This window comes from Pseudomonas rhizoryzae (assembly GCF_005250615.1).
In the GTDB taxonomy this organism is placed as follows: Bacteria; Pseudomonadota; Gammaproteobacteria; order Pseudomonadales; family Pseudomonadaceae; genus Chryseomonas; species Chryseomonas rhizoryzae.
Genome location: NZ_SULM01000004.1, coordinates 404,409 through 425,760 on the forward strand (window position 1 = coordinate 404,409; position 21,352 = coordinate 425,760).

Below are 21,352 nucleotides of genomic sequence, written 5' to 3' on the forward strand. Positions count from 1 at the left end.
CTCAGGTCCAACTGATGACCTTGGCGCAGGTCACGCTCAGGTCGACGAAAGAGGGGTAGTCGATCAGGGCCACCGCGCGCTCGGGTTGCAGGCGACGCCCCTGGACGTCTTCCGCCAGGGCATAGAGTGCCGCTCCGGCGGGAAGTTGTTCCAGCAGGCGGGCGGCAGCGCTGCCTGGGCGCAAGGCCTCGACGGCGCCACCGCTGAGCAGCACGGCGTCTTCGCCACGAACCCAGGCCAGACCCTCCAGGGCATCGGCTTCCGTGAGCGGCGAGCGGGAAAACAGGTGCAGGGTAGTCAAAGCGAAATTACCTGGTCGTGGTCATGGATCAGCGTGGCCAGGGCGGCAGGTTCGAGTGGGGTAACCCAGGCAGGCAATTGTTCGGATGTGATGCCCAGCCGCTGCAGCGCGGCGGCCTCCGCATAGATGGCCTCGACCCCGAACAACGGCAGAGCTGAGAGATTGGCGCTCAGATCCTTCTGCTCGAGCGCGGCGCTATCGGTGGCCAGCAATTGGGTCACCCCGGGACCGGCGAACAGCAATGCTAGGGGCAGCTCGAAGGCGCCACCCGCCAGGACGATGTCCAGGGCCTCGCGTGGGGCAAGGCCGCTCAAGGCCGGCTGACGAGTGATGACGAGGGTACTCTTGGCCATCTCAGTCGCCTCCGAAGCAGAGCAGGCGGTCAGCGTCTTGCAACGCCTCGTGCAGTTGGCCGAGGCCGGAGAGCTGCCAGGGCGCGCGCACAGTCACCGCGCCTTCGCGTTCGTAGCGGCGCGCCTCGTGCTCGTCCAGCAAGCCGCGCTTGAGGGCGGCGGCGATGCAGACCACGGCATCGATCTGGTGCCGTTCGACCAGCTCCCGCCAGCGCGCGGGCAGGTCCGTTTCGTCCTGGCCACTGACCGTGGCATGGGAGGCGTTGTACACGCCGTCGCGATAGAGAAACAGCCGCGAGAGCTGGTGGCCGCCGGCCAGCAGGGCTTCACAGAAGCGCAGGGCCCGGCGCGCCGAGGGTGCTTGGGGAGGGGAAAGGACAACGATGGCAAATTTCATGGATGCAAAAAGGCCCGCCGAAGCGGGCCTTTTGGGCTACCGCTGATGATCAATCGTTGCTGCTGGCGAATCCGAAGATCTGCAGCAAGCTGATGAACATATTGTAGATCGAGACGTACAGGGTAATGGTAGCCATGATGTAGTTGTCTTCACCACCATGCACGATGGCACTGGTCTGGAGCAGGATGGCGGCGGCGGCGAAGAGCACGAAGCCCGCGCTGATGGCCAGCTGTAGACCACTGATGTGGACGAAGAACGACAGCACCACGGCACCCAGTAGGATCCAGAACCCCGCCATCAGGAAGCCACTCAGGAAGCTCATGTCCTTGCGGCTGATCAGGGCATAGGCCGACAGACCGAAGAACGCAAGTGCGGTCATGCCCGCTGCGGAGGCGATCACGCTGCCACCGTTGGGCAGGCCCAGGTACATGTTCAGGATCGGACCCAGGGTGTAGCCCATGAAGCCGGTCAACGCGAAGGTGCTGACCAGGCCCCAGCCGCTGTCACGGGTCTTCACGGTCAGGAAGAACAGGCCATAGAAGCCGATCAGGACCACGAAGATGTTGGGGTAGGGCAAATGCATCTGCTGCGAGACGAAGGCGACCAAGCCGCTGAACGCCAGGGTCATGGCCAGCAGGGCATAGGTGTTGCGCAATACACGGCTGACGTCCCGCGATTGCGTAACAGCAGGGTTGTAGGCGTATTGACGCTCGTTCATGGCGGTTCTCCAAAACTAAATAGACGGTGTGATGTACCGTACGACTCCGAAGATAGCAAATGTTGCTTAAGGAACGCTTGCGAGTGTTTGACAGTGTGTTGCCATCAGGTACTATGCGCCGCTCCTACGGAAGTGTGGCCGAGTGGTTTAAGGCAGCGGTCTTGAAAACCGCCGACTCGCAAGGGTCCCAGAGTTCGAATCTCTGCGCTTCCGCCACCTGCAACACCCTGAAAGCCCCGCGTGCCGGGGCTTTTTGCTATCTGCCCCATGGTGGCAGGTCGACCGCCTAGATTGAATCGTTTCCGTATCATTTTTGATCGTTTCCGTTTGCCGGCGCTATCGGGTGGGGTCAACGACTTCGCCGACGTGCCGGTAAACGGTCTCGGTGATGCGTTTGTCGGTGTGACCCAGTAGCTTGGAAGCGCGGCCCAGGTCCTCGATCTCGGAGGCCGCTTTCGGCCTAATGTCGCGGAATTGGAACTGGCGAATAGCCGCGGCCAGGGTCTCGTCGAGGCTTTCCAGCGCAGCCGCTGCGGCAACAACCCGCGCCTCGTCGAAGCGGATTCTCAGCATGCTCGAGGTCACCCGGCGGCCATCCGGCGTGGTGATCAGATAGGGCCCAATCACTCGCCGCTCTTTGCGCTGCTCTAGTAGCTTCTCGACCAGAACACCCAGGGCGGTTGGCGCTTTGCCTGCCGACAGTCTGATGCGCAGCTTCTTGGACGTCTTGCCTTGTGCGATCAGGAGGAACCCATCCTGGATTTCTGCCGCCCTCGCAATCAGGACGTCGCTCGGTCGCTGAGCCGTCAGATATGCCAGGTCCATGGCATCGCGCAGCTCAACGCACGCCTGGGCGTAGACCGCATCCCATACCTCGTCACGGGCGTAGTAGTCCCGCGGCGTCTCCTTGTTCTTGCGCACGCCCTTGCACGGATTCTCGATGTTGGTGATTCCCCATTCCCGGGCGATGTTGTAGATGTGGGATAGCAGGGAAATCTCGCGATTCGCCCTCACCTTGGCCGTCCGCTTATCCCGGTACTGGGCGATGACATGGGGTGTGACTGCGTCAATAGGCGCATCCGCGAAGGCGGCGCGCAGCTGCTTCAACGACAGCAGGTTGTCCCGCTGCGTCCTTGGCGCCTTGGTAGGGATGATTTCACGCTCGTACCTATCGAACACTGCGCCGAGTAGGCGGATGATCTTGGGCGCTGCCGTGCGCTCCAGGCGCGCCCATTCGGCACGTGCTTCATCCAAGTCAGTGCCAAGGGGAATCTCCCGCTGTTTTCCGCCCCCTAGCGATTGGGTGTAGTAGTAGGCGACCCAGACGCGCCCGCCTTTGAATTTGCGGATACGCCGGATCATCCGGGGCGGTAGATCCCTATTCCCTGGTTCCCTGTGGCGCATCTCAACTTACCTTCGATAGATCCAGCGACCAGGACTCGGCCGTCGCATTGGTGGCGTTCGGCTTCACGCTGGCCAGCTTCAGCCGGGCATAGACGCGACCAACGACGGGCCGGCCGGCGGCATTGATCTCGTAGCGCCAGCCGTGTGCATCGAGCCAGGCACGCTGGGCAGCTTTCGATTTGCGGCCGATCAGGGCGGCTAGCTCCTCGCCGTCGAGGAGCTCTGATATTTCGGGCATAGGGAGTCCTTCGCCGGCCGGCGGCCAGCGCTTCTAATACATAAAAAAAACGATTATGTTTTCTGCGAGTGACGTGATCGGAATGGTGTAATTCGTCTTAAATTTAGCGGTCCCTTGGTTTGGTCAGTATTAAATTCGGGGTTCTATTAACTTTATTTTCATAGTTTTGCGTGGTAGGAATTTTTGGAAAGAATATTCGATTTTCTCAAAGATCAGCTTTTTACTAGTGCAGATAGTCTTCGTGATTTCCCTAACGCATATGCTGAATTGTATGAGGCATTGCAAGATATTGAAGGAATTTTTTTAAGAAATTTTCTCAATTCATCCGCTGCGCAGGAAAAGGTTAATCCAATATCATTCCGGTTGTTCTGGAGAGCGCTAAGCTTATGGCAAGCTAGTATAAAGGTTGCTATCACTGGTCAGCCTTATGCCTTTCAGCCTCTTATTAGAGTAGTGATTGAGTACGCTTGCTATGCGTTGTTCATGGACGGCAAACGGGATGTTATTCCTGTTTGGCTACACCGCGAAGATAATAAAGAAGGAAGAAACAGGTTCAACAAAATATTCGGCGGAGTGGTTGCCAGTACCTGCAAGTCATTAGAGAAGCGTATACCTGGCTTAGGCGATCCGATTTACAAAACGTACCTAAAATCCATATCTGATGGTGCGCATCCAAATCCAGACGCCTTTTTGAGTAGGTCGATGATTGCAGTGCAGGGAGGGGAGGTTACGATCTTCAATAGAGAAATGGAGAGCTTTTCACTTCATGCTATAGAAACAAAAAAGGCCCTTCATCGTGCGCTCGATGTCGGGCTTTTTCTTGTTGCCTTGGCAAATAGCGCACATAGCCCCGTTTCTATTTTTCCACTCGATGAACTTGTACGTATCAGGAACTATGCTGTTAGCTTCGGTAAAGCAATCAATGATCAGATACAGGCAGAAATTGATGCCTATCCAATGCTTTTGAATGCGCTAAGCAGCTCCACAGACGGCAGTGTCACTTAGCAATTAGCTGTAGCTAGGGGCGCCGGGCGAGCTCGCAAGGCGCATATTGCTCAGTTCCATGGTGTGCCTATTGATCGCTGTCATCCGTCAACTAAACGTCCAAGCCGGTACTGGTCCGCGCTGCCACTACAAAAGAAGTCCATGATGATTTCTTCGTCCTGGCTGCTGAATTCCAGGTCGCACTGCGTTTTGAAGTCGATGATTTGGATTTCCTGGCGCGCGGGCATGTAAAGTCCTTGCCGGTGTAAACCGGAGAATCTAGGGGTGTGAGATGGAATGTTTCGTGTGCGGCGGCGTGGCTGAAGGTGCGCCTACACCTGGTGACTACGTAGCGATCTCGTGCAGCAACGGTTGCGGCCGCTATCGCATCTCTAGGTCTACACAGCAGCTGTTGGAAGGCCCCGGGCCGCGTTTGCGGAAGGACGCCATGCAGGCTTGGCTCGATGAGCAAAGGAGTATCGGTGATGCAAATCCGATGATTTCGACCGATACGGCGATCTGGGCCTAGCTGCCGCAGACATCGCGCATTAGGTCCATCTGAGCAGCGCCATCGAGCCAGGCGGCATCGAGCCGAGCCTGTGCCAGTGCCGCGTATTCCGGATTGAGCTCGCACAGCACTGAGCGCCGTCCTTCTTGCATTGCCACCAGCGCGGTGGTGCCGGCTCCGCCGAACGGGTCCAGCACCAGACCGCCGCGGGGAGCGCCGGCGAGGATGCATGGGCGTATCAGGTCGGGCGGGAAGGTGGCGAAGTGGGCCCCCTCGAAGCCGTGGGTGGCCACTGTCCAGACGCTGCGCTTGTTCCGGGTCAGCAGATCATGGGTGCTTTCGATCCGGTCAAGCCGATGCGTACCCTTGTTCTGCCCAAAGATCGCCTGCTCTCGCTTCGACCCCTCTCGCTTGAAGCTATCCCATACTGCTCGAGCGGCACCGTCCTTGTGATAGCTGCCATGTCCGCCTTCGCCGGTGGTGGTGTCCCAGCCCTTCGGTACCGAGACCCGGCCGCGATCGCGCGCGTCGGCGTCCGTGCCGTGCCCGAACCCGACGCCAGTTGGCGTTGGCCCGTAGCTCGCCGGCTCCCTGATCGCGTCGCCGTCGTAGTAGTAGCGCCGGCTCTTGCTCAGTAGGAACAGGTACTCGTGCGCCTTGGTGCAGCGGTCCCTGGTGCTCTCCGGCATTGGGTTCGGTTTGTGCCAGATGATGTCCTGACGCAGGTACCAGCTGTCATCCTGCAGGGCGAAGGCCAGGCGCCAGGGGATGCCCATCAGATCCTTAGGTTTTAGCCCATCCGGAGGGCCGCGGCGGCGGCCACGCAGCACCGCCCCTCTGGTCGCCTTCGAAACGATTTCGTGCTTACCGGCCGAGCCGTCCGGCGCGTAACCGCCCGAAACAGAGGCGTAGCTATCACCCATGTTCACCCAGAGCGTGCCATCGTCGCGCAGCACCCGGCGGACCTCGCGGAAGACCAGCACTAGGCGGTCGATAAAGTCCCGAGGTGAGGCCTCCAGTCCGATTTGGCCGTCTACACCGTAGTCCCGGAGACCGTAGTAGGGCGGCGAGGTCACGCAGATGTGCACGCTCTGGTCCGGCAGCGTTCGCATCATCTCGATGCTGTCGCCGACCAGGATCTGGTGGAGCTGGCTCATGGGAATTCCTTTCGTTTAATTGGAGCAAAAGCCAGGCGATCACCTACGCTGAAAGGGCGTCAGTACCCATCAGCACAGGAGGCCGTCATGGCTAAAGGTGGAAGTGGTAAAGGCTCGAGTGGATCAGGCAAAGGCAGCGGGTCTGGAGGACGGGGACCCTCTAGTCATCCAGGGCCAGGCGGGAATTGGCCAAGCACTACTGGAGGACCGTCTGGCGGCAACCGCGGGAACGCTCCTGCTGGCAAGAAGTGATGATGCGATTGGCTCTGGGCTGGCTCTGTAGCCAGCTCAGGTCAGCCAGAAAATATGCTTAAATGAGACCGATGTAGCGCTAGACGGGGTTGTCTAGCGGTTTAGTCAAGGAGCGACGGTTGAGCTATCACCTCTTCAACATTGGCGGTAAGGGAACGGATCCTCAGTGGCAGTGGATGCTGGAAGAGGGCGTCATCACCGCCGGCTTCAAAAACCAGCCAGGTGACAAAGGAGAAACTATTCTCCGTGGATTGCCCGAGGGCGATCTGGTCGTCGCCTACGCCAATCGCAGGGGATACGTTGGGATCGGTCGTATTCAGCATGAAGACTCCTATCGCCTGATCCCTGAGTCGGAGTTGCCTGCCTGGAAAGGTGCAAGGCACCGTCACTATCGCTCAGTCGAATGGCTCCTAGTGGTTCCTTCCCTAAAGGATGCCGTGCCCATCTCGGCAGCAGAAAAACGCTTCCCCAGGCATACCCGAGAAACTCTGGATGCGACTCTCGGGGAGCACATTGAGGAGCTGCTGCGAGCCGCAAATGCGGCTGCGGTAGATGAAGTGCTCGCCGAGGCGACCGTCGCCAAAGTAACAGCAAACGCCGGTTCTCCTTCCGACGCTTCTAAGTCCACTGCCGGCCGTCTACCAGCTGAGCAACTTCGCAAGGTTACCCCCGACTTCATTTGGCAGGCGCTGCAAGAGCTACTGCAGGGCGCCACCGTTGAAGAGTTCGCGGAGTCGACTGACTACGACCTCCTCGCTGATGGCATCAGGTTGGCGCCGAAGCAGGTGTTTGGCCTCGCCGGTACTGCCGCGCTCGGCTTCCAGCTCAAGCCCTCCCACTTCACTGCCGGGAAGGGCAGTCTTTGCTTTGAGCTCCTCCAGGCCGATGGCTTCCAGATCGTGCCGAAGGGAGAGGCGCCACCCGCCCTAGACCTACCGATCGAGCCCGAGGAAAAGGAGTGGGCGGAGGGGCAGGTCAAGCTGGTCCAGCACCTGAAGAAGGAGCGATCGGCAGGCCTCTCACAGGCGAAGAAGGAAGCGTTCAGGAAGGAGCATGGTCGTCTCTTCTGTGAAGAGTGCCTGCTGGATCCTGTCCAAGTGTGGGGATCCGCCGGTGAGGCATGCATCGAGGTGCACCATGACGAGGTGCACGTGGCGGACATGGCGCCAGGGCACAAAACGTCACTCGATCAGCTCAGGTGCCTGTGTGCGAACTGCCATCGAGTTGTTCACAGAAAAATCAAAGATGAGATGGCGATCGCTGCGCCTCCGTAGATATCTGTGACGGCTAAAACTTTAGTCCCACAGGTGCCTCTCTTGTACGGTTGCACGTGCACCATCTCGATGCAGATTCAAACAAGGATGCTATCGCACTTTTTCATACATCTATCTAGTGGCATTAGGTTTATCTACTGCCGAAATAAACTGTGCCAGCAAAGGGAGTTTTAAATTGACCAATTCGTTTGATAAGACTAGGTCTTCAATTTTGATGGAATTTGATAGTCAGCAATCTTCTTATAATTATTTGTGCGAGGTGGTGTCTGCTCTTATCTCCCGCTTGCTGGATGCTAGTGATATAGAGGTTCATTCAATATCTAGCCGCTGTAAGAGTCGTGTAAGTCTTGAAAATAAGATTGCCAAAAAAAGTAAATACAATAGTCTTTCGGATATAACGGATCTTGCGGGGATTAGAGTAATAACGCACTATGGCGATGATGTGGATAAAGTCGCACGCATTGTTGGTAGAGAATTCAAGGTCGATAAAGGAAATACTTTAGATAAAAGAATTGCAACAGATCCAGATCGATTTGGATACGTTTCTTTGCATTATGTTGTTTCGTTATCGCAAGCTCGCTCAAAGCTGTTAGAAAATATTTCGATTGCTGATTTGAAGGTCGAGATACAGATTCGCTCTATTTTACAGCATGCTTGGGCTGAAATTGAACATGACACCGGTTACAAAAGTGAAGTTGAAGTTCCATCCCCTATACGAAGAAAATTTTCGCGTTTAGCAGGGCTTTTAGAACTGGCTGATCAAGAGTTTATTTCTATCAGAAATGAACTGATAAAATATTCCAAGCGGGTGGCGGCAGAGGTCAACCAAAAGGCTGTGAACGTTGGCATTGACCTGGTTTCGTTCGATGCATTTGTCAAAAATAACGAGCTCTCTAGGGAGATTGACGGCGAGCTTGCTGCCGCCACTCAACGTGGGCTGAAAGAAAGCTCGAAAGGTAATTATTCACCTCAGATCAATCGACTGAAGTCAGTTGGTATCGAAAGTATCGGGGATTTAATATCTAGTTTGAAGGAAAACAGGTCCGATGTTATAAGCTTGGCTGCTGATGTTTTTAGGCTGCCAGTTAATCGCGATGAAAAGCTTGTAAATAAGCCATTCAATTATGGTATATCTTCTTTCTACTTAGGTCATTTGCTTGCTGCAAGAAAATCTGAAAAATTTCTAGACAGTTACTTGGAAGGCAATGGGTGGCGTGTGGACGATGATGATGAGCTTTTTAGAGACCTTCTATTGCGTTACTCTAAATAATATACTGCGGTGGAAGTTAGGCGGCTATGCCGCCGCCTGCTCCTAGTTGATGATGACGCCACTCTCGATCCACACCTGCTGTATACCCGCCGGCACCTTGGCCATCGGCTCCTTCATCGTCCCAGCCATGAGCGCGCTATCCAGGTCGCCAGAGCGGGTCAGGGAGAGCAGCAGCTTCAGCGCCTGGGGGCGCGGGCGGTGGGCTGCAGTACGTCGAAGCGATCCAGCAGCACCAGGCGGATGCCGGACAGCCGCGCGATGGCGATGGCCAGCAAAGCTCAGATTAAATTGGCTGACGATGCTCTTAAGCCTTAGATGCCAATTGCTAATGCTTCCACTTTTCGGTCTGGACTTTATAATGAAAAATTTACATAGAAGACTCGGTTTCAACTTTGAATATTCCTTGCTGATAGCAATTTTTGCTGGCTTGCTGGTATTCTGCATAGGTGCTTTAAGTAAGCCTACTATAAAAGATGGGGCTGCGTGGGTTCAGGCTATATGCGGAATATGTACCTTGATTGCCGTATTGGCAATTGCGGCTATTCAGCGAAAACATGCCTACCTGCAAAGCATGGAAGACTTCGAAATCTATACGTTGAAAGCCTATCAGGTCGCATTGCAAGCAGTTAGTGGGATCTCCGAGATAATTAATAGTGATAAGTTGATGGTGTCTGATCAGGTTGAGCGACAATTGATAAAAAATGGGTTGGCGGTTCTGTATGAGGCTGTAAACGGTTTCGAAGTTAGCAATATTTCCTCTGCGGTTGCTGCAATAGCGCTGCTGCGTATTAAGCAGCAGGTAAAAGATGTAGAGACCGTCTATTCGAATGCATGCCTTGAAGACTCAGATAAGCTATCGGCCTTGGCTCGGCTCAGGGTTATATCTGACAACGCTTCCAAGGAGTTGGATGTGCTGAAGTCAGAGGTCTCGCTATTGGAGAGGGAAGATAAAACAACGTGGAGAAAAAAGCTGCGGACCTGGATGCAGAAGAATAAATAACTTCAATTATCCAAACGGGGAGACGTACTCAGTGCGCTTAATGATGCACCTGGTTGTATTTGGTATCCGCTGCTATTGGTGCCGTCTTTTGACCTGTGGACGGTATCTCTGTAAATAGGCATTTTATCTGTATGGTTTTGAATCGGGGTAATGCATGTGTTGAAATCTATAATGAAGAATGTATTGAGACTGTTTAAATGGATTTCAAGACTTTCTCCCTTGGAACGAGAGGGCATAAGGTTTTCTCTTTGCTGTATACTTGCTGTGGTATTAAATTTACTGCTTTTTTACGGGGTTGAAGATGGAGGTCATATAAAATCTTGGGCAGAGCGGCCGCTTAGTTTTTTGACTTCAGTAAAGCTTATTAATTTTATGGCTTATATTATTGTTGTGCTTTTTTATTTGATATTTAAGGCAGCTATTTTGGGAGTGCTTAAGGAGTTTTCTGGTCTTTTAAACTTTATTGCCACTCAGATAACTGGTGCTTTTTATTGTGGGGCAGTTGTCTGTTCATCATTGGCTTATAAGTCTTACATCATGCATAATATTTTGTACAAAAGCTTGGCCTGGGGAGGGGTGACTTTTTTTGTTCTTGGAATGATGTATTTCTATATTTTCCAGATTTTTATTCAAAAGAAAATTCCGCCAAGGCTGTATTGATTTTAAAATTTTTGGAGCGGGCTTTATGGGCCTATTGTCGGGGCTGGATATACGAGAAAGGATACGAAAATGCTGAAGAAGATTTTGTTTTTTGCTTTTGTTTTCAACTCTCTTCAAGCATCTGCAGAGCTGAAGTTTACAGGCCCATCCGACGTTTGCAATCTGCTGGCTAATTCAGCCCTAAAAGGACGAAAGTGGGTCGATTATGGTGATGGTACGTCCGGATGCGCCAGTAATTATAAAGACATTGGTTCTGGTCGGCCTCTTGCCAATAACCTTGCATTCTACGCTACTGGTGTAGGGCAAGCAGTCAAGCAAGTAAAGTTGGTAATGAACGTAAATAATCCGGCTTCTGCCTCATCTGCGATAAAGCAACTGAGTCAGGCTTCCGCAATTCTTTCGACTAAGCTTCTTGGTGCTCCCCTGCCAGACGATGTAAGAGCAGCAATAAGTAAAGGAGCTACTAAGACTGCAGTACTTGGCTCTGGATCTGTTGAGGTTTTAAAAGACGTCTGGCCAACCGGTCGCGGTTATGAGATTCAGGTAATAATAAAATAGGCCTGACTGGCTATAAGCCTTCAGGTTCTGTGCGATTTTCTCAGCCATGTTCTGTGCGGTAGCAATCTGCCTTGCGGTACCGATGTACCCAGGGGCCATTGGGCTTGCGCTCTGCGCGGAAGGGCCAGCACTCGAAGCCCAGCTCGCGGGCACGACGAATCACCTCAGTCGGGCTGGGCCCGATGATGGAAAGGGTTTTCATGGGGTAGAACCTCGGTGCGGGCCAGAAGGTGCTGAGTCATGTCTTAGAGCGGTGATCGATCTATGCCTGGGCGCATGGACCAGGCGCGCCGGGTGTTCGCCTTCCTGCTCATTGACACTCTCATTCAGCTGCTGCTCGATGCGATCAAGTTGGCGATGAAGGACGGCAGCCACAGCCCGGATGTCGCGAAGCTCTGCGCGCACGTCTTGATGCTCGCTGACAGACTCGCCGGCCGGTGCGGTCGCCGGCTGGGGAGCTGGACTGGCTTCCGTCACGGCTGGGGAAGCAAACGAAGGATGGCATAGGTCAGTGACTGTCCCTCCTTTGGCCAGGAACTGTTCCACCGCATCGTTCAGGTGCTGCCGATTGGCGTTCTTGGTCAAGATGTCGCTATAGGCATTCGGGATCATGCTTGATGCTCCTGGGCCAAGGGGAGGGGAACGGAAGGCACGGTCGCGCCGCCGAGGGGGGAAGGAGTGCTTTCAGAAGGCCTTTCCAGTTGCCGTTGGTGATCAGGGGAGTCCGGTCACTCAGCCGCGGCGTACTGGTCGACTAGCTTCTCGATGTCCTCAGCCATGCGCTGGTAGATAGCGCGGTCGCTGGCTGACTCGGCTGCTGCCATCTCCTGCCGGCAGCTCGCGGCCAGGCTCCTGGCGTGGGGTATCAGTTCGCTGTGCAGAACGAAGGGGCAGGTGCAGGCCTGGAAGCGATCGCGCAGCCAGGCGGCATAGGGCTGGATCATGGCTTGTTCCTACAAGGGGCGAATGCTCGGGCGTGTAGGCGTCACTCGCTTGGCCATGGCCAGCGGTAGGCGTCACGCAATGCACAGCGATTTCTCTGAGCGCGTTTGGCGGCAGGGGCACGGGTCGTGCTGCTGTACCGTGTCGGCGACGACGCTCTGCGGCCCGCGTGCGGGCTAGCCGGTGTGCCTAGTTGTAGAAGAAGAAAACGACACGAATGTCTTCGGGGCTGATGCCCTCTTCCTCTACGCTGGCGATGAGGGCATTGAGCCCTTCCAGGGCCCACGCATGTTCCTCGTCAGAGGTCTCCGCCTGTAGGCGAGCCGCCAGCGCCTGCAGCTCGAGCAGCGTGAGATGGCTGTGGCTATGGCCGTCACAGTCCATCCGCTCTACTTCCCGAAGAACCTCGGGGCTCACGTCTTCGGGAATGCCCCGAGGCTCCAGCGCATAAGGCGTGTCCCTACGGACGTTGGCCATCACACCAAATTGGAAGTAGTTGCGATCCCGGTAGGGGATGGGACCCACCCGCTCATAGAGGGTGGGGGAGTCATCGAATTGCACTTTGGCCTCCTGCCAACGCTCGGGGGAGACCCATTTACCATTTTCCCCTTGGATGGCCGAGCGCGTAGCCCCTTGCCGTCGACCGTCACGACTAGGTACTTGCCGCCGCCACGGTCTGGGCTCAGTTCCTGCTTGCCGACATAGTTGCCGTGCCTCTCCCAATCGTGGAGTTGATCAGGATGACCGCCACCGGCGGCTGGTCATGGTGGCGCTGGGGCACCTAGTTATGCTGGATGACGAGGATCATAGGTAGGGTCGTAGGTGTGCACTAGGCGGCGCAGAGTCAAGTTCTAGAGCGGGTGGCCGATAGATGCGTCATCGCAAGTCAAAGGAGAAGGCGATGAAGCTAGGAAGGGTGGTTGCCGGTTTTGTAACGTGCGTGATCTCCGTCTCTGCGAGCTTTGCGGCTGAACAACCGCAATGGACGCGGGAAATGGTTATAGCAAGCATCGCGGCACAGCGGGTATGCAGTAAAAAATTCCCTTCTGAAAACTACACAATGGATCGGGTCTACCAAATTGCGAAGAAAGAGCAGCCGGATATAGATCTGAGCCTGTTTGAGACTCTGGATGCCGATCCCAAGGCGAATCGAGAGATTGCTTCTTACGCGCTGCCGTTAGAGGCAGAGCAATGCAAACATATATTCTCGTCAGAATAGAATGATACAGTGTCAGCCCCTATCAACTTACGGCTGGCGTGACTCTTTCTCCTGCATTGGGATGGGATCTGACTTACTGAGGCGTGCTTTCCTCGGTGCTTTTGCCTACCTTCGGCGCAGATCACACCCCGATGCAACCTGGTGGCCCAGGCGGTCGGGGCTGCGTGTCTGGCACTCTATCAAGAGCCAGACGGTGAGAACGACTGCCGCGCGCGCCTGAGGTCCCCGGAGCGGCTACGGGCGGGCTGCATGCGCTCGCATCATGACCGGGTGCGCTATTAATAGATGATTCGCTGCCACTGGTCGGAGCGAAGCGGTTCGGCGAAAAGAAACTGGATTTCAGCGCGTTACCCTCGCACTTTCATTTGAGAAGGATCTCAACCGTGTCGACCGTTGGCTTTATCCTGTTTCTCGTTGCCTACGTTTGGTCAGTTGCAAGAGGCATACAGGTCTCTTTGCTCTGCTGCGTACTCAACTTCATCTTTCCCCCCGTATCTCAAGGCATCTACGCTGTCTATGAAGAGGAGATACGTGCTCCTTTAGTGCTGATGGGTATAGCGCTCGTGCTTCTCTACTTTGGAGGCGGCCTGAGCTGGGGGAGAGGTGGCTTGACCATCAATTAGGTGGCGGTCCTCATCTGACGTACCGAGTCCGTGGGCTAAAGCAAAGCAGCTATACCGCTGTCTGTTTCTAGTTGGCAAGGACACCCCCCCTGAATCCATACCTGCTAGATGTCCGACGACACCTTGGCCCCTAGAATCTGGATCGGTTACCTGCGCTCTGTTCGCTGGAGATCAAGCCGTTTGATCCCTCATCCTGACGCATAGCTGCAGAATCGACTCTCCGGGCTGGTGCTGTCGCTCCAGTACCTGACTCCAGGTCTGCTGATCGATACCCAGGCGATCAGCCGCTCCGGCTACCGCATGATGGTGGCAGAGATCGCCAGCTTCTTCCCATTCGAGGATGGTGCTGTCGAGAGCCTGAACACCGGCCCATAACTCTCTAGCCAAGAGGCAGGCTTCGCACAGTCGCTGTCTATCCAGTTCGCTCATGGGCTTCGACCTGCAGCTACCTGATCGGCAGACTTCCAGCTGGGTAAGGGTATTGTCTATCGGCAACCAGCGTCTTGCCGGTATCGATGATCGTGTACGCCGTGCCCGAGAGACGGGTCCGCGCATAGACGAGGGTGTCGCTGCAGACTGCGATCGAGGGCGCAAGCGTTGGATCAAGCGCGGTCAGTAAGGGAAGCAGGGATTTCATAGGCCGATCCTGAAGCTAGTGTTCTTCCGATTCTCCAACCTATGGTTGGTTCGATAATGAATTTGCGTGAGCGATAGACGACCAGGCGCTTGAGGGGAATACGGTTTCCTGGCCATAAGGGGATTTGCCTGCAGGTCCCCTTGCGTCCCGCCGCCGTGCGGGCGAGTTAACCGACGCCTGGCCCGAGGCTGAGTCAGCGGAGGTATCAGACTTCCAAAATCCACGATGCTGATTTGTCACCCGTCAAACGCCGGCTAGGGGCGATGGAACGACGGGGTATCCCAACCGCTGGATCGCGAATGCCAGGGTGCCCAGCATCTCGCCCGATCAATGGTTTACGGACGCGTTGTCGGTATGCGGCGCTCTTGATTGGAGTCGCCTGGTAGAGACCTCGCCGTAGTGTGCCCGGTAGCTTGTTATGCCGCAGCTGTAGTGGCACATTGAAATCGCGTCATCGAGTTGGCTGGTCACCGCGGGTGTAGCCGTCTGGGAAGTAGGCGGAGATCGTCTCTAGTTCATGGATATGACGTCCAACGTTTTGAATCGACGTCGCAAAGGCGTCCTGCTGATGGTGGCGCTGCTGGCAGCGCTACTCTTCGGCGTGTCGGGGATGTTCGTGCTCAATCACTTCTCCGCCGCCGCCAAGCAGATGAAGCAACTGCGTGTCGAGGCGGTAGCCGAAAGCTATTCCCTCGCCATCGAGAAAGCGCTGGACAATGCGCTGATGGCCACCCGGTCGCTGGCCGTGATGGTCTATCAGGGGAACGGCCAGGTGCCGGATTTCAAACGACTGGCGAATTTCCTCATACCCCTCTACGAGGGTGTCTATGCCCTTTCTCTAGCGCCGGGCGGTGTCATCAAGTACATCGAGCCGCTCGATAAGAATCTGGTGATGCGCGATCACCACCTGGCGATGGGGACGAGTGCCGAGGACTTGCGTACTTACCTCGACGCCAAGCTGCCACAGGTGAAGTTCCGGGGGCCGTTCAAGCTGGTACAGGGGCCCATCGGGGCGATAGGCATCCTGCCCGTATTTTTGAATCCGCAAGAAGGGGTAGGAACGTTCTGGGGCTTTACCGTGGTGACCCTGGTACTGCCCGATGCCTTGCGGGCAGCGAATCTGGATGCGATGACCGCGCAGGGTTACGAGTTCGAACTCGGAGCGCCTGACGCCGAGACCGGGGAGCCACGCATCATCGATCGCTCAGCGGGCTTCGGTGGAGGGGAGGCGCGTTGTCGGGCGGTACAGATCAGTTCCACCCAATGGCAGCTGTGCATTTCACCCGGAGTGGATGAGCGCCTACCCGTTGCCCGTTACTTCCAGATCCTGTTGGTCGTCCTGAGCAGTCTGGGCGTGGGTTGCCTGGTGTATTCGCTCATGGCCCTGCGTTTCCAGCGTGCTGAACTACAGCGACAGGCGTTGTTCGATCCGCTCACGGCGTTGCCAAACCGGCGACTGCTTTTCGATCGAATCCAGCAGGCGCGGGCACGGGCGGTACGCCAGGGTACGTCTTTCGCCGTGGCCGTCATCGACCTCGATGGCTTCAAGCGGGTGAACGATGAGCAGGGACATGCGAGTGGCGATGCGGTGCTGATTACCACGGCCAGGCGACTGTCGGGGCTGGTGCGCCAGATGGATACGGCCGGCCGGCTGGGTGGAGACGAATTCGTCGTCTTGCTCGCGGAGGTCGCAGGACGCGAGGAGTGCGAGGCGGCTTTCCTGCGCATCGTCACAGCGCTGCGTGAGCCGATCGAATTGGCGACGGGCACAGCGCAGGTACGTGCCAGTATCGGAGTGGTGATCAGCGAGGCTGACCGCGATGACGACGGTGACAGCCTGATACAGCGAGCGGATGCCGCCATGTATCTGGCCAAGCAGAAGGGCAAGGATAGAGTCCAGTTCGCGGACGAGGCTTGAACGGGGGCGCCCGGTACTATCTGAGTGGCCCCGCCGCGGTGGCCGTCACGGGGTGGCAACGGGCATGAAGCTGTCGCCCGTTGTCGCAACCCATCGATCCCGGGTGCTTACAGTGCTTTCTTGTATTCCTTATCGAGCTTCTTGTCCTCCCGGTGTCTTTCCTTGTCCAGATGCTTGCCGGTGCGGTCGGCTTCCTTCCTGGCGTGGGTCGCGCCCTTGTGGATTTCCTTGGCATCGTGCTTGAGGTCCTTGCGGACATCGCGGCCGTCCTGGCGCAGGCTTTTTTCCGTGGGACTTTCCGCCAGCGCCACACCGGCACCGAGGGTGCTGACCAGGACCGCCAGAACTGCAGCAGTGAGGGGCAACTTCATCGAGAGGATCTCCTTGGATGACTGGGGATAGCGCGGTTGGTTAAGGCAGCCGCTACGCCTTGAGTAAAGCCGGTAAAGCTGTCTGGGCTAAACCGGCGCTGACAGACGGTCGCATGGAGGACTCGGCCCGTCGCGACGCGTGCCCTCAGTGGTTCAGCCGATGGCTTGGCGCCGTTTCTCAATGCTTCCTATCGATCTACCGGTCACTAGCGGATCGCAAGACCTTACTGGTCGGCACCGAAGTAGTGGGCGCGCAACTTGCCCGCCGTCTGGTTCTCTTCCAGGGACAGCAGGGCCACGGTCACGTCGTGGGTGAGGGGGCTGTTCAGCGGCAGGGCGAAGGCGTACTTGCGTGGCTCGAAGATTTTGCCGACCACCTGGATGGGCAGGGTCGGATGCTGTTTGTCGAAGTATTCCAGGGTGGCGGCGTCGTCGACCACGGCGTCGATTTCCTTGGCGGTCAGGGCGGTCACCGCCTGGTCCAGGTCGGTGAAGGCGCGATAGTCGAGGCCGAGGCGGGCGATGTGGTCTTCGGAAAGACTGCCGGCCTCGACGCCGATGCGCTTGCCCGGCAGATCGCCGAGGCCGTTGATGCGGCTGGTGATGCTGTTGACGGTCATGACGCTGGTGACGGTGGAGGTCACGTACGCCATTACGGCCACGCTGCAGGCCATCCAAAGTGCGGCGAGTACGGTGCCCAGGCTGCCGAAGAGGTTCTTGTGCGAGGTCTTGCCGGTCGTGGTCACCGCCATGACGTGGTAGAAACTGATCGCCAGGCCCGGCCACCACTGGGGTGGAAATTCCTTGTCGAGCCGGCGCTCCACCAGGGTGAGTAACAGGGTGATGAGCAGCAGCCCGGCACCGAGCCACGCATAGCTCATCAAGTAGCCGAGCTTGTGCAGGTCGTGCAGCAGGCTCAGCGGACCGATCTGGCGCTCTTCGTTGACCAGGATGCGCAGACCGCCATTGAACCAGGGTTGCGTGAAGCTCAGTTGCTGGGCGCGTTCCGCGGTGACGAAGACGTTGGCAACGGCGATGTCGATGCGACCGCTGCGAGCTGCACCCAGCAGCTCGGGGAGGGAGGCGGCGCGGACGAATTCGGTCTTGCGGCCGAGCTTGGCGGCGACGGCGTTCCACAGGTCCACGGCCAGGCCGTTGTAGCCGTAGGGGCCGGCCATGACGAAGGGCGCGGTGACGTAGACGCCGACCCGCAGCGGCGGGGTGGCGGCCGGCTCTGCGGCGCGGGCCGCATTCAAGGCGACCAGCAGTGCGACTACTCCCAGCCAAAGAACTCGACGGTAAAACCTGAATTTCTCGAAGGTGAACACGTGCGCTCCGCCAAGGCCTTGTCGATACGAGTGGCTGCCGTTGACGCCCGTTCCGGTGCTGGCGAACAGGCGTTACAGCCCTAGCTATCGGCTGGGTGTTATCGGGCTTGAGGTGCCGCTAGGGCTTTCTTGGCCGTGTCGTGGGGAGCATCACGGCTGATCGAGGCGCATCCTTGCCAACGCGAACTCATCGGTATTGGTTCCTACGGAGGAAGGTGCGCCAGGCAGAGGGTCGTTTCGTCGCTGGTAAGGCAGAAAAGCTGAACGAATAGCGACCTAGGGCAAAGTCGAGCTCCTGGTCGTGATCAGCCCTGCGTCTTTCTAGCCCAGGCCGAGGCATCGTGGGGATGCAGGCTTTCCAGATGGCGGACGTGGATGTCTACCGTGGAATAGCTGTCGCGTAGGGCCACCAGCAGCCGGCGCGCTGCATCTTCCACGAACATCAGGTTGCTGCCGTTGAGGGCAGCGAAAGCCTGCTCGTCGGCGCGTTTCACTGCCGTTTGCACCGGAGTGCCCAAGGCGGTTTCGCAGCGGTCGATCAGCGGCAGCAGGCCGAGGTTGGGCGACGTCCCCGGTAGGCCGATACGGATGCGCGCCAGGCTGCGCTGGCTGTGCGGGGTGGCCAGCGAGGCATTCCGTTTCAGCCAGGCGGCTACCGTTGCAGGACTCAAGGCGGCCTCATCGCCAAAGTCGTCCAGGAAGGCGCGTTCGATCAGTTGACGCGACAGGGAGGCCGAGCAAGGGCAGGTGGACGAGTAGGCCACCTCGATTCGCACCGCGAGCTGGAAGGCGCCAGCGACCCAGCTGGCTTCGAGCCGGATCGGATAGCGCTTCCAGCCGCTGAGCCCTGGAGTCACCAGGGCGGGCCGCCGAACCAGCAGGGCGAAGTCGAGGCGTAGCCGTGCCGCGCGGGACTCGCAACTGCGGTGGCTGGTGACCATGTCGGCCAGTAGCAGGCGCAGGCGTTCGGGGGTCAGGGGGGCGTCCGTCCCCAGGCGATCCAGCAGCTGATACAGCCGGGACATATGGATGCCCTTGGCGGTGGCCGAGGGTAGGTCGACCTGGATGTCGGCACTGGCGGGCAGCAGGCCGTCGAGGCCGCTTTCGGCCAGGCGGAGGGGCAGGTCGATGCCCTGCATGCCGACCCAGTCGAGGGCGGCGGGCAGGGTGGCGGTCTCACTCAGGGATACATCGGGAAGGATGGCATTCATCGGTAGTGGTGCTCGGGTCAGGCGGAGTCGGAGGCCTGGGGCCAGTCGCTGAAGGGGTTGTGCAGCTTTACCCAGGCCTTGGGGCCGGCGGCGAGTTCGATGTCGGTCAGCAGGCAGGCATCCAGGCGGGCACGCAGTACGGCTTCGTCCATGTCCATGCCGATGAGCACCAGTTCCTGGCGCGCATCGCCGACGCCGTCGTGCCATTTCTCCTTGATGAAGGCGACGGTTTCTTCATCGTCCGGCCAGCGCTCGGGCGGTACCGCTGCCCACCAGCGACCGGCCACGCCATGGCGAGCGACGGCGCCGGCCTGGGACCAGGTGCCGGCATGAGCCGGATGACTGGCCAGCCAGAAATAGCCCTTGGAGCGCACCACGCCGGGCCATTCCTGCTCGACCAGGGCGAAGAAGCGTTCGGGATGGAAGGGGCGGCGTGCCTGGTAGACGAAGCTGGTGATGCCGTATGCCTCGGTTTCCGGGGTGTGCTCGCCGCGCAGCTCCTGCAGCCAGCCTGGCGCCTTGGCGGCTTCGTCGAAATCGAATAGGCCGGTCTGCAGTACACGCTCCAGGGGGACGGCACCGAAGCTCGCCAGCTCCAGCCGGGCACGGGGATTGAGGCTGCGCAGGATGGCCAGCAGGCGATCGCGGTCGTCGGGACCGATCAGATCCAGCTTATTCACCACGATGACATCGCAGAATTCAATCTGCTCGATCAAGAGGTCGACCACGGTGCGTTCGTCTTCTTCGCCCAGAGATTCGCCACGGGATTGCAGGGAATCGCTGGAGCCGTAGTCGCGCAGGAAGTTGAAGGCGTCCACCACGGTGACCAGGGTATCGAGCTGGGCGACGTCACCGAGGCAGCGGCCGTCTTCGCCGGCGAAGGTGAAGGTCTCGGCTACCGGGAGCGGCTCGGAGATGCCGGTGGATTCGATGACCAGTTGATCGAAGCGGCCGTCCCGGGCGAGGCGTTCCACTTCCAGCAGCAGGTCTTCGCGCAGGGTGCAGCAGATGCAGCCGTTGCTCATCTCCACCAGCTTTTCCTCGGTGCGCGACAGCTCGGCGCCCCCGTCGCGGACCAGGGCGGCGTCGATGTTGACCTCCGACATGTCGTTGACGATGACCGCCACCCGGCGACCTTCGCGGTTGTGGAGGATGTGGTTGAGCAGTGTGGTCTTGCCGGCGCCGAGAAAGCCGGAAAGCACGGTGACGGGGAGTTTCTTGCTGGGGAGGGCGGCTTGGGTGGTCATGGTCTTCACGGTTGCGGATCGAAGAGGAGGTGCATTCCTGTAGTAGGACGGAGGAGAATGCATGATTTGTTATAACATAACATTTTGGTTGTCTCATGGCCAATTCCAGGCGGCGGTCACGACAAGCTGCTGACGCTTCCTAGAGGCAAGGTGAGCATCTTCCAGATCGACAGCACGGGATCCCCAGGAGGGCGATGGCTGCAATGAGCTCGCGAGAGCTGTCTTCGAGCTGAACTTCGACGCCTTCGAGGCTAATTCTTCGGGCTGAGAGTCGTGTCGAGGCCCCCATTTCGCCCTATTTGAATCGCCTGACCATGAACCGTGGTGGCACTGTCGATGTGACCAACGTCTATCAGCTACGCTTTATCGTCGACTACGGCTAGCGCGCTCGGTCGTCGATGTCAGTCGGTCAATTCGTGACGACGAGAACTAATGGTTGGTCGAGAACGGTAGAGAAAATATCTGCCATAGGCGGCTCAGCTGATGCCGGATCAACGCGACAGTCGTCGACCACAGTCCGGACCAGCAGAAAACAATGCTCCACGTACCAGAGCACCGGTTGCTGGCATAGATTTCGCAAAACTGCTAGCGGAGGCTGATCTTGGTGGTGCGCTATGAGGGTAAAGCGTAGCGCTAGTGTGGTGTTTCATAAATAAGGCTCATATATTGATGGTCTAAGCTTGTGGAGATTCAGTGTTCCGACACAGGAGTCAGCTATGAGAACAGGTCGTCCTGCCGCCCCCATCGTGCTCGATGAAGCAGAACAAAGAGAGCTGCTACGC

25 protein-coding genes and 1 tRNA gene are annotated in these 21,352 nt (G+C 57.6%); 9 read left to right on the top strand and 17 right to left on the bottom strand.

What is annotated here, in order from left to right:
* Position 1 precedes the first annotated feature (1 nt).
* From tusB to FAZ11_RS08520, 4 genes are read right to left on the bottom strand one after another with little or no spacing between them, the layout of a single operon-like run.
* Positions 2-301, bottom strand: coding sequence for a sulfurtransferase complex subunit TusB (gene tusB / locus FAZ11_RS08505; protein WP_058773149.1), 300 nt, complete (start codon positions 299-301; stop codon positions 2-4).
* On the bottom strand, positions 298-654 hold the full coding sequence (tusC, locus tag FAZ11_RS08510; protein ID WP_058773150.1) for a sulfurtransferase complex subunit TusC: 357 nt from the start codon (positions 652-654) through the stop codon (positions 298-300). Before tusC ends, tusB begins: the two co-directional genes overlap by 4 nt.
* A gap of 1 nt (position 655) precedes the next feature.
* On the bottom strand, positions 656-1,051 hold the full coding sequence (tusD, locus tag FAZ11_RS08515) for a sulfurtransferase complex subunit TusD (protein WP_058773151.1): 396 nt from the start codon (positions 1,049-1,051) through the stop codon (positions 656-658).
* A gap of 49 nt (positions 1,052-1,100) precedes the next feature.
* Entirely contained in the window at positions 1,101-1,769 is a 669-nt protein-coding gene (locus FAZ11_RS08520; protein WP_058762058.1) for a Bax inhibitor-1/YccA family protein, read from the bottom strand.
* Positions 1,770-1,897: 128 nt separating this feature from the next.
* On the opposite strand from FAZ11_RS08520, the gene FAZ11_RS08525 reads away from it, so the two are divergent.
* Positions 1,898-1,985: transfer RNA gene (locus FAZ11_RS08525), tRNA-Ser, on the top strand.
* A gap of 120 nt (positions 1,986-2,105) precedes the next feature.
* Here FAZ11_RS08525 and FAZ11_RS08530 read toward each other — a convergent pair.
* A complete protein-coding gene (locus FAZ11_RS08530) occupies positions 2,106-3,173 on the bottom strand; it encodes a tyrosine-type recombinase/integrase (protein ID WP_137279552.1) in 1,068 nt (355 codons plus the stop codon).
* A 1-nt stretch (position 3,174) separates the two neighbouring features.
* Positions 3,175-3,411, bottom strand: a complete 237-nt coding sequence (locus FAZ11_RS08535) for a DUF4224 domain-containing protein (RefSeq protein WP_137279551.1) — start codon at positions 3,409-3,411, stop codon at positions 3,175-3,177.
* A 183-nt stretch (positions 3,412-3,594) separates the two neighbouring features.
* Between FAZ11_RS08535 and FAZ11_RS08540 the strand changes: the two genes are divergently transcribed.
* Positions 3,595-4,416 carry a hypothetical protein gene (locus FAZ11_RS08540; protein WP_137279550.1) on the top strand — a complete coding sequence of 274 codons (822 nt, stop codon included), beginning with the start codon at positions 3,595-3,597 and terminating at the stop codon, positions 4,414-4,416.
* Positions 4,417-4,496: 80 nt separating this feature from the next.
* Here the strand turns inward: FAZ11_RS08540 and FAZ11_RS24670 are convergent, their stop codons facing one another.
* Positions 4,497-4,643, bottom strand: a complete 147-nt coding sequence (locus FAZ11_RS24670) for a hypothetical protein (protein ID WP_158295289.1) — start codon at positions 4,641-4,643, stop codon at positions 4,497-4,499.
* Between the two features lie 277 nt (positions 4,644-4,920).
* The gene (locus FAZ11_RS08545; RefSeq protein WP_137279549.1) at positions 4,921-6,060 is read right to left on the bottom strand and encodes a DNA-methyltransferase; all 1,140 of its coding nucleotides are present in this window, start codon (positions 6,058-6,060) and stop codon (positions 4,921-4,923) included.
* Positions 6,061-6,431: 371 nt separating this feature from the next.
* On the opposite strand from FAZ11_RS08545, the gene FAZ11_RS08550 reads away from it, so the two are divergent.
* From FAZ11_RS08550 to FAZ11_RS08570, 5 genes are all read left to right on the top strand, one after another.
* The gene (locus FAZ11_RS08550; RefSeq protein WP_137279548.1) at positions 6,432-7,586 is read left to right on the top strand and encodes a hypothetical protein; all 1,155 of its coding nucleotides are present in this window, start codon (positions 6,432-6,434) and stop codon (positions 7,584-7,586) included.
* 175 nt (positions 7,587-7,761) lie between these two features.
* On the top strand, positions 7,762-8,856 hold the full coding sequence (locus tag FAZ11_RS08555; RefSeq protein WP_204957132.1) for a GTP pyrophosphokinase: 1,095 nt from the start codon (positions 7,762-7,764) through the stop codon (positions 8,854-8,856).
* A gap of 358 nt (positions 8,857-9,214) precedes the next feature.
* Positions 9,215-9,856 (top strand): hypothetical protein, encoded by a 642-nt coding sequence (locus tag FAZ11_RS08560; RefSeq protein WP_137279547.1) that lies wholly within the window; start codon positions 9,215-9,217, stop codon positions 9,854-9,856.
* 171 nt (positions 9,857-10,027) lie between these two features.
* The gene (locus FAZ11_RS08565; RefSeq protein WP_137279546.1) at positions 10,028-10,516 is read left to right on the top strand and encodes a hypothetical protein; all 489 of its coding nucleotides are present in this window, start codon (positions 10,028-10,030) and stop codon (positions 10,514-10,516) included.
* A 69-nt stretch (positions 10,517-10,585) separates the two neighbouring features.
* Positions 10,586-11,074: a hypothetical protein gene (locus FAZ11_RS08570; RefSeq protein ID WP_137279545.1), complete on the top strand. Its 489-nt coding sequence runs from the start codon at positions 10,586-10,588 to the stop codon at positions 11,072-11,074.
* 198 nt (positions 11,075-11,272) lie between these two features.
* Here FAZ11_RS08570 and FAZ11_RS08575 read toward each other — a convergent pair whose 3' ends face one another.
* The 3 genes from FAZ11_RS08575 to FAZ11_RS08585 all read right to left on the bottom strand — a co-directional run bounded on the left by FAZ11_RS08575 (position 11,273) and on the right by FAZ11_RS08585 (position 12,577).
* Positions 11,273-11,686, bottom strand: a complete 414-nt coding sequence (locus tag FAZ11_RS08575) for a hypothetical protein (RefSeq protein WP_137279544.1) — start codon at positions 11,684-11,686, stop codon at positions 11,273-11,275.
* Positions 11,687-11,802: 116 nt separating this feature from the next.
* Complete coding sequence (locus FAZ11_RS08580; RefSeq protein WP_137279543.1) at positions 11,803-12,018, bottom strand: hypothetical protein; 216 nt, start codon at positions 12,016-12,018, stop codon at positions 11,803-11,805.
* A gap of 187 nt (positions 12,019-12,205) precedes the next feature.
* On the bottom strand, positions 12,206-12,577 hold the full coding sequence (locus FAZ11_RS08585) for a hypothetical protein (protein ID WP_137279542.1): 372 nt from the start codon (positions 12,575-12,577) through the stop codon (positions 12,206-12,208).
* Between the two features lie 310 nt (positions 12,578-12,887).
* On the opposite strand from FAZ11_RS08585, the gene FAZ11_RS08590 reads away from it, so the two are divergent.
* On the top strand, positions 12,888-13,235 hold the full coding sequence (locus tag FAZ11_RS08590; RefSeq protein WP_137279541.1) for a hypothetical protein: 348 nt from the start codon (positions 12,888-12,890) through the stop codon (positions 13,233-13,235).
* A gap of 794 nt (positions 13,236-14,029) precedes the next feature.
* On the opposite strand, the gene FAZ11_RS08600 is transcribed toward FAZ11_RS08590, so the two are convergent.
* Entirely contained in the window at positions 14,030-14,287 is a 258-nt protein-coding gene (locus FAZ11_RS08600) for a hypothetical protein (RefSeq protein WP_137279539.1), read from the bottom strand.
* A 16-nt stretch (positions 14,288-14,303) separates the two neighbouring features.
* A complete protein-coding gene (locus FAZ11_RS08605; RefSeq protein WP_058767325.1) occupies positions 14,304-14,495 on the bottom strand; it encodes a hypothetical protein in 192 nt (63 codons plus the stop codon).
* Positions 14,496-15,012: 517 nt separating this feature from the next.
* On the opposite strand from FAZ11_RS08605, the gene FAZ11_RS08610 reads away from it, so the two are divergent.
* Positions 15,013-16,413 (top strand): sensor domain-containing diguanylate cyclase, encoded by a 1,401-nt coding sequence (locus FAZ11_RS08610; protein ID WP_137279538.1) that lies wholly within the window; start codon positions 15,013-15,015, stop codon positions 16,411-16,413.
* A gap of 107 nt (positions 16,414-16,520) precedes the next feature.
* Here FAZ11_RS08610 and FAZ11_RS08615 read toward each other — a convergent pair whose 3' ends face one another.
* The 4 genes from FAZ11_RS08615 to zigA all read right to left on the bottom strand — a co-directional run bounded on the left by FAZ11_RS08615 (position 16,521) and on the right by zigA (position 20,570).
* Complete coding sequence (locus tag FAZ11_RS08615; RefSeq protein ID WP_058773217.1) at positions 16,521-16,784, bottom strand: hypothetical protein; 264 nt, start codon at positions 16,782-16,784, stop codon at positions 16,521-16,523.
* A 224-nt stretch (positions 16,785-17,008) separates the two neighbouring features.
* On the bottom strand, positions 17,009-18,040 hold the full coding sequence (locus FAZ11_RS08620) for a transporter substrate-binding domain-containing protein (RefSeq protein WP_137279537.1): 1,032 nt from the start codon (positions 18,038-18,040) through the stop codon (positions 17,009-17,011).
* 377 nt (positions 18,041-18,417) lie between these two features.
* Positions 18,418-19,323 (bottom strand): GTP cyclohydrolase FolE2, encoded by a 906-nt coding sequence (gene folE2, locus FAZ11_RS08625; RefSeq protein ID WP_058773219.1) that lies wholly within the window; start codon positions 19,321-19,323, stop codon positions 18,418-18,420.
* A 17-nt stretch (positions 19,324-19,340) separates the two neighbouring features.
* On the bottom strand, positions 19,341-20,570 hold the full coding sequence (zigA, locus tag FAZ11_RS08630; protein WP_058773220.1) for a zinc metallochaperone GTPase ZigA: 1,230 nt from the start codon (positions 20,568-20,570) through the stop codon (positions 19,341-19,343).
* Positions 20,571-21,352 lie beyond the last annotated feature (782 nt).

What these genes read in the sequence shown, in the direction of transcription:
- tusC (WP_058773150.1), bottom strand. Translation starts at nt 654, where the DNA reads ATGGCCAAGAGTACCCTCGTCATCACTCGTCAGCCGGCCTTGAGCGGC.
- tusD (WP_058773151.1), bottom strand. Translation starts at nt 1,051, where the DNA reads ATGAAATTTGCCATCGTTGTCCTTTCCCCTCCCCAAGCACCCTCGGCG.
- FAZ11_RS08520 (WP_058762058.1), bottom strand. Translation starts at nt 1,769, where the DNA reads ATGAACGAGCGTCAATACGCCTACAACCCTGCTGTTACGCAATCGCGG.
- FAZ11_RS08530 (WP_137279552.1), bottom strand. Translation starts at nt 3,173, where the DNA reads ATGCGCCACAGGGAACCAGGGAATAGGGATCTACCGCCCCGGATGATC.
- FAZ11_RS08535 (WP_137279551.1), bottom strand. Translation starts at nt 3,411, where the DNA reads ATGCCCGAAATATCAGAGCTCCTCGACGGCGAGGAGCTAGCCGCCCTG.
- FAZ11_RS24670 (WP_158295289.1), bottom strand. Translation starts at nt 4,643, where the DNA reads ATGCCCGCGCGCCAGGAAATCCAAATCATCGACTTCAAAACGCAGTGC.
- FAZ11_RS08545 (WP_137279549.1), bottom strand. Translation starts at nt 6,060, where the DNA reads ATGAGCCAGCTCCACCAGATCCTGGTCGGCGACAGCATCGAGATGATG.
- FAZ11_RS08560 (WP_137279547.1), top strand. Translation starts at nt 9,215, where the DNA reads ATGAAAAATTTACATAGAAGACTCGGTTTCAACTTTGAATATTCCTTG.
- FAZ11_RS08565 (WP_137279546.1), top strand. Translation starts at nt 10,028, where the DNA reads ATGAAGAATGTATTGAGACTGTTTAAATGGATTTCAAGACTTTCTCCC.
- FAZ11_RS08570 (WP_137279545.1), top strand. Translation starts at nt 10,586, where the DNA reads ATGCTGAAGAAGATTTTGTTTTTTGCTTTTGTTTTCAACTCTCTTCAA.
- FAZ11_RS08575 (WP_137279544.1), bottom strand. Translation starts at nt 11,686, where the DNA reads ATGATCCCGAATGCCTATAGCGACATCTTGACCAAGAACGCCAATCGG.
- FAZ11_RS08580 (WP_137279543.1), bottom strand. Translation starts at nt 12,018, where the DNA reads ATGATCCAGCCCTATGCCGCCTGGCTGCGCGATCGCTTCCAGGCCTGC.
- FAZ11_RS08590 (WP_137279541.1), top strand. Translation starts at nt 12,888, where the DNA reads ATGCGTCATCGCAAGTCAAAGGAGAAGGCGATGAAGCTAGGAAGGGTG.
- FAZ11_RS08600 (WP_137279539.1), bottom strand. Translation starts at nt 14,287, where the DNA reads ATGAGCGAACTGGATAGACAGCGACTGTGCGAAGCCTGCCTCTTGGCT.
- FAZ11_RS08605 (WP_058767325.1), bottom strand. Translation starts at nt 14,495, where the DNA reads ATGAAATCCCTGCTTCCCTTACTGACCGCGCTTGATCCAACGCTTGCG.
- FAZ11_RS08610 (WP_137279538.1), top strand. Translation starts at nt 15,013, where the DNA reads ATGGATATGACGTCCAACGTTTTGAATCGACGTCGCAAAGGCGTCCTG.
- FAZ11_RS08615 (WP_058773217.1), bottom strand. Translation starts at nt 16,784, where the DNA reads ATGAAGTTGCCCCTCACTGCTGCAGTTCTGGCGGTCCTGGTCAGCACC.
- folE2 (WP_058773219.1), bottom strand. Translation starts at nt 19,323, where the DNA reads ATGAATGCCATCCTTCCCGATGTATCCCTGAGTGAGACCGCCACCCTG.
- zigA (WP_058773220.1), bottom strand. Translation starts at nt 20,570, where the DNA reads ATGACCACCCAAGCCGCCCTCCCCAGCAAGAAACTCCCCGTCACCGTG.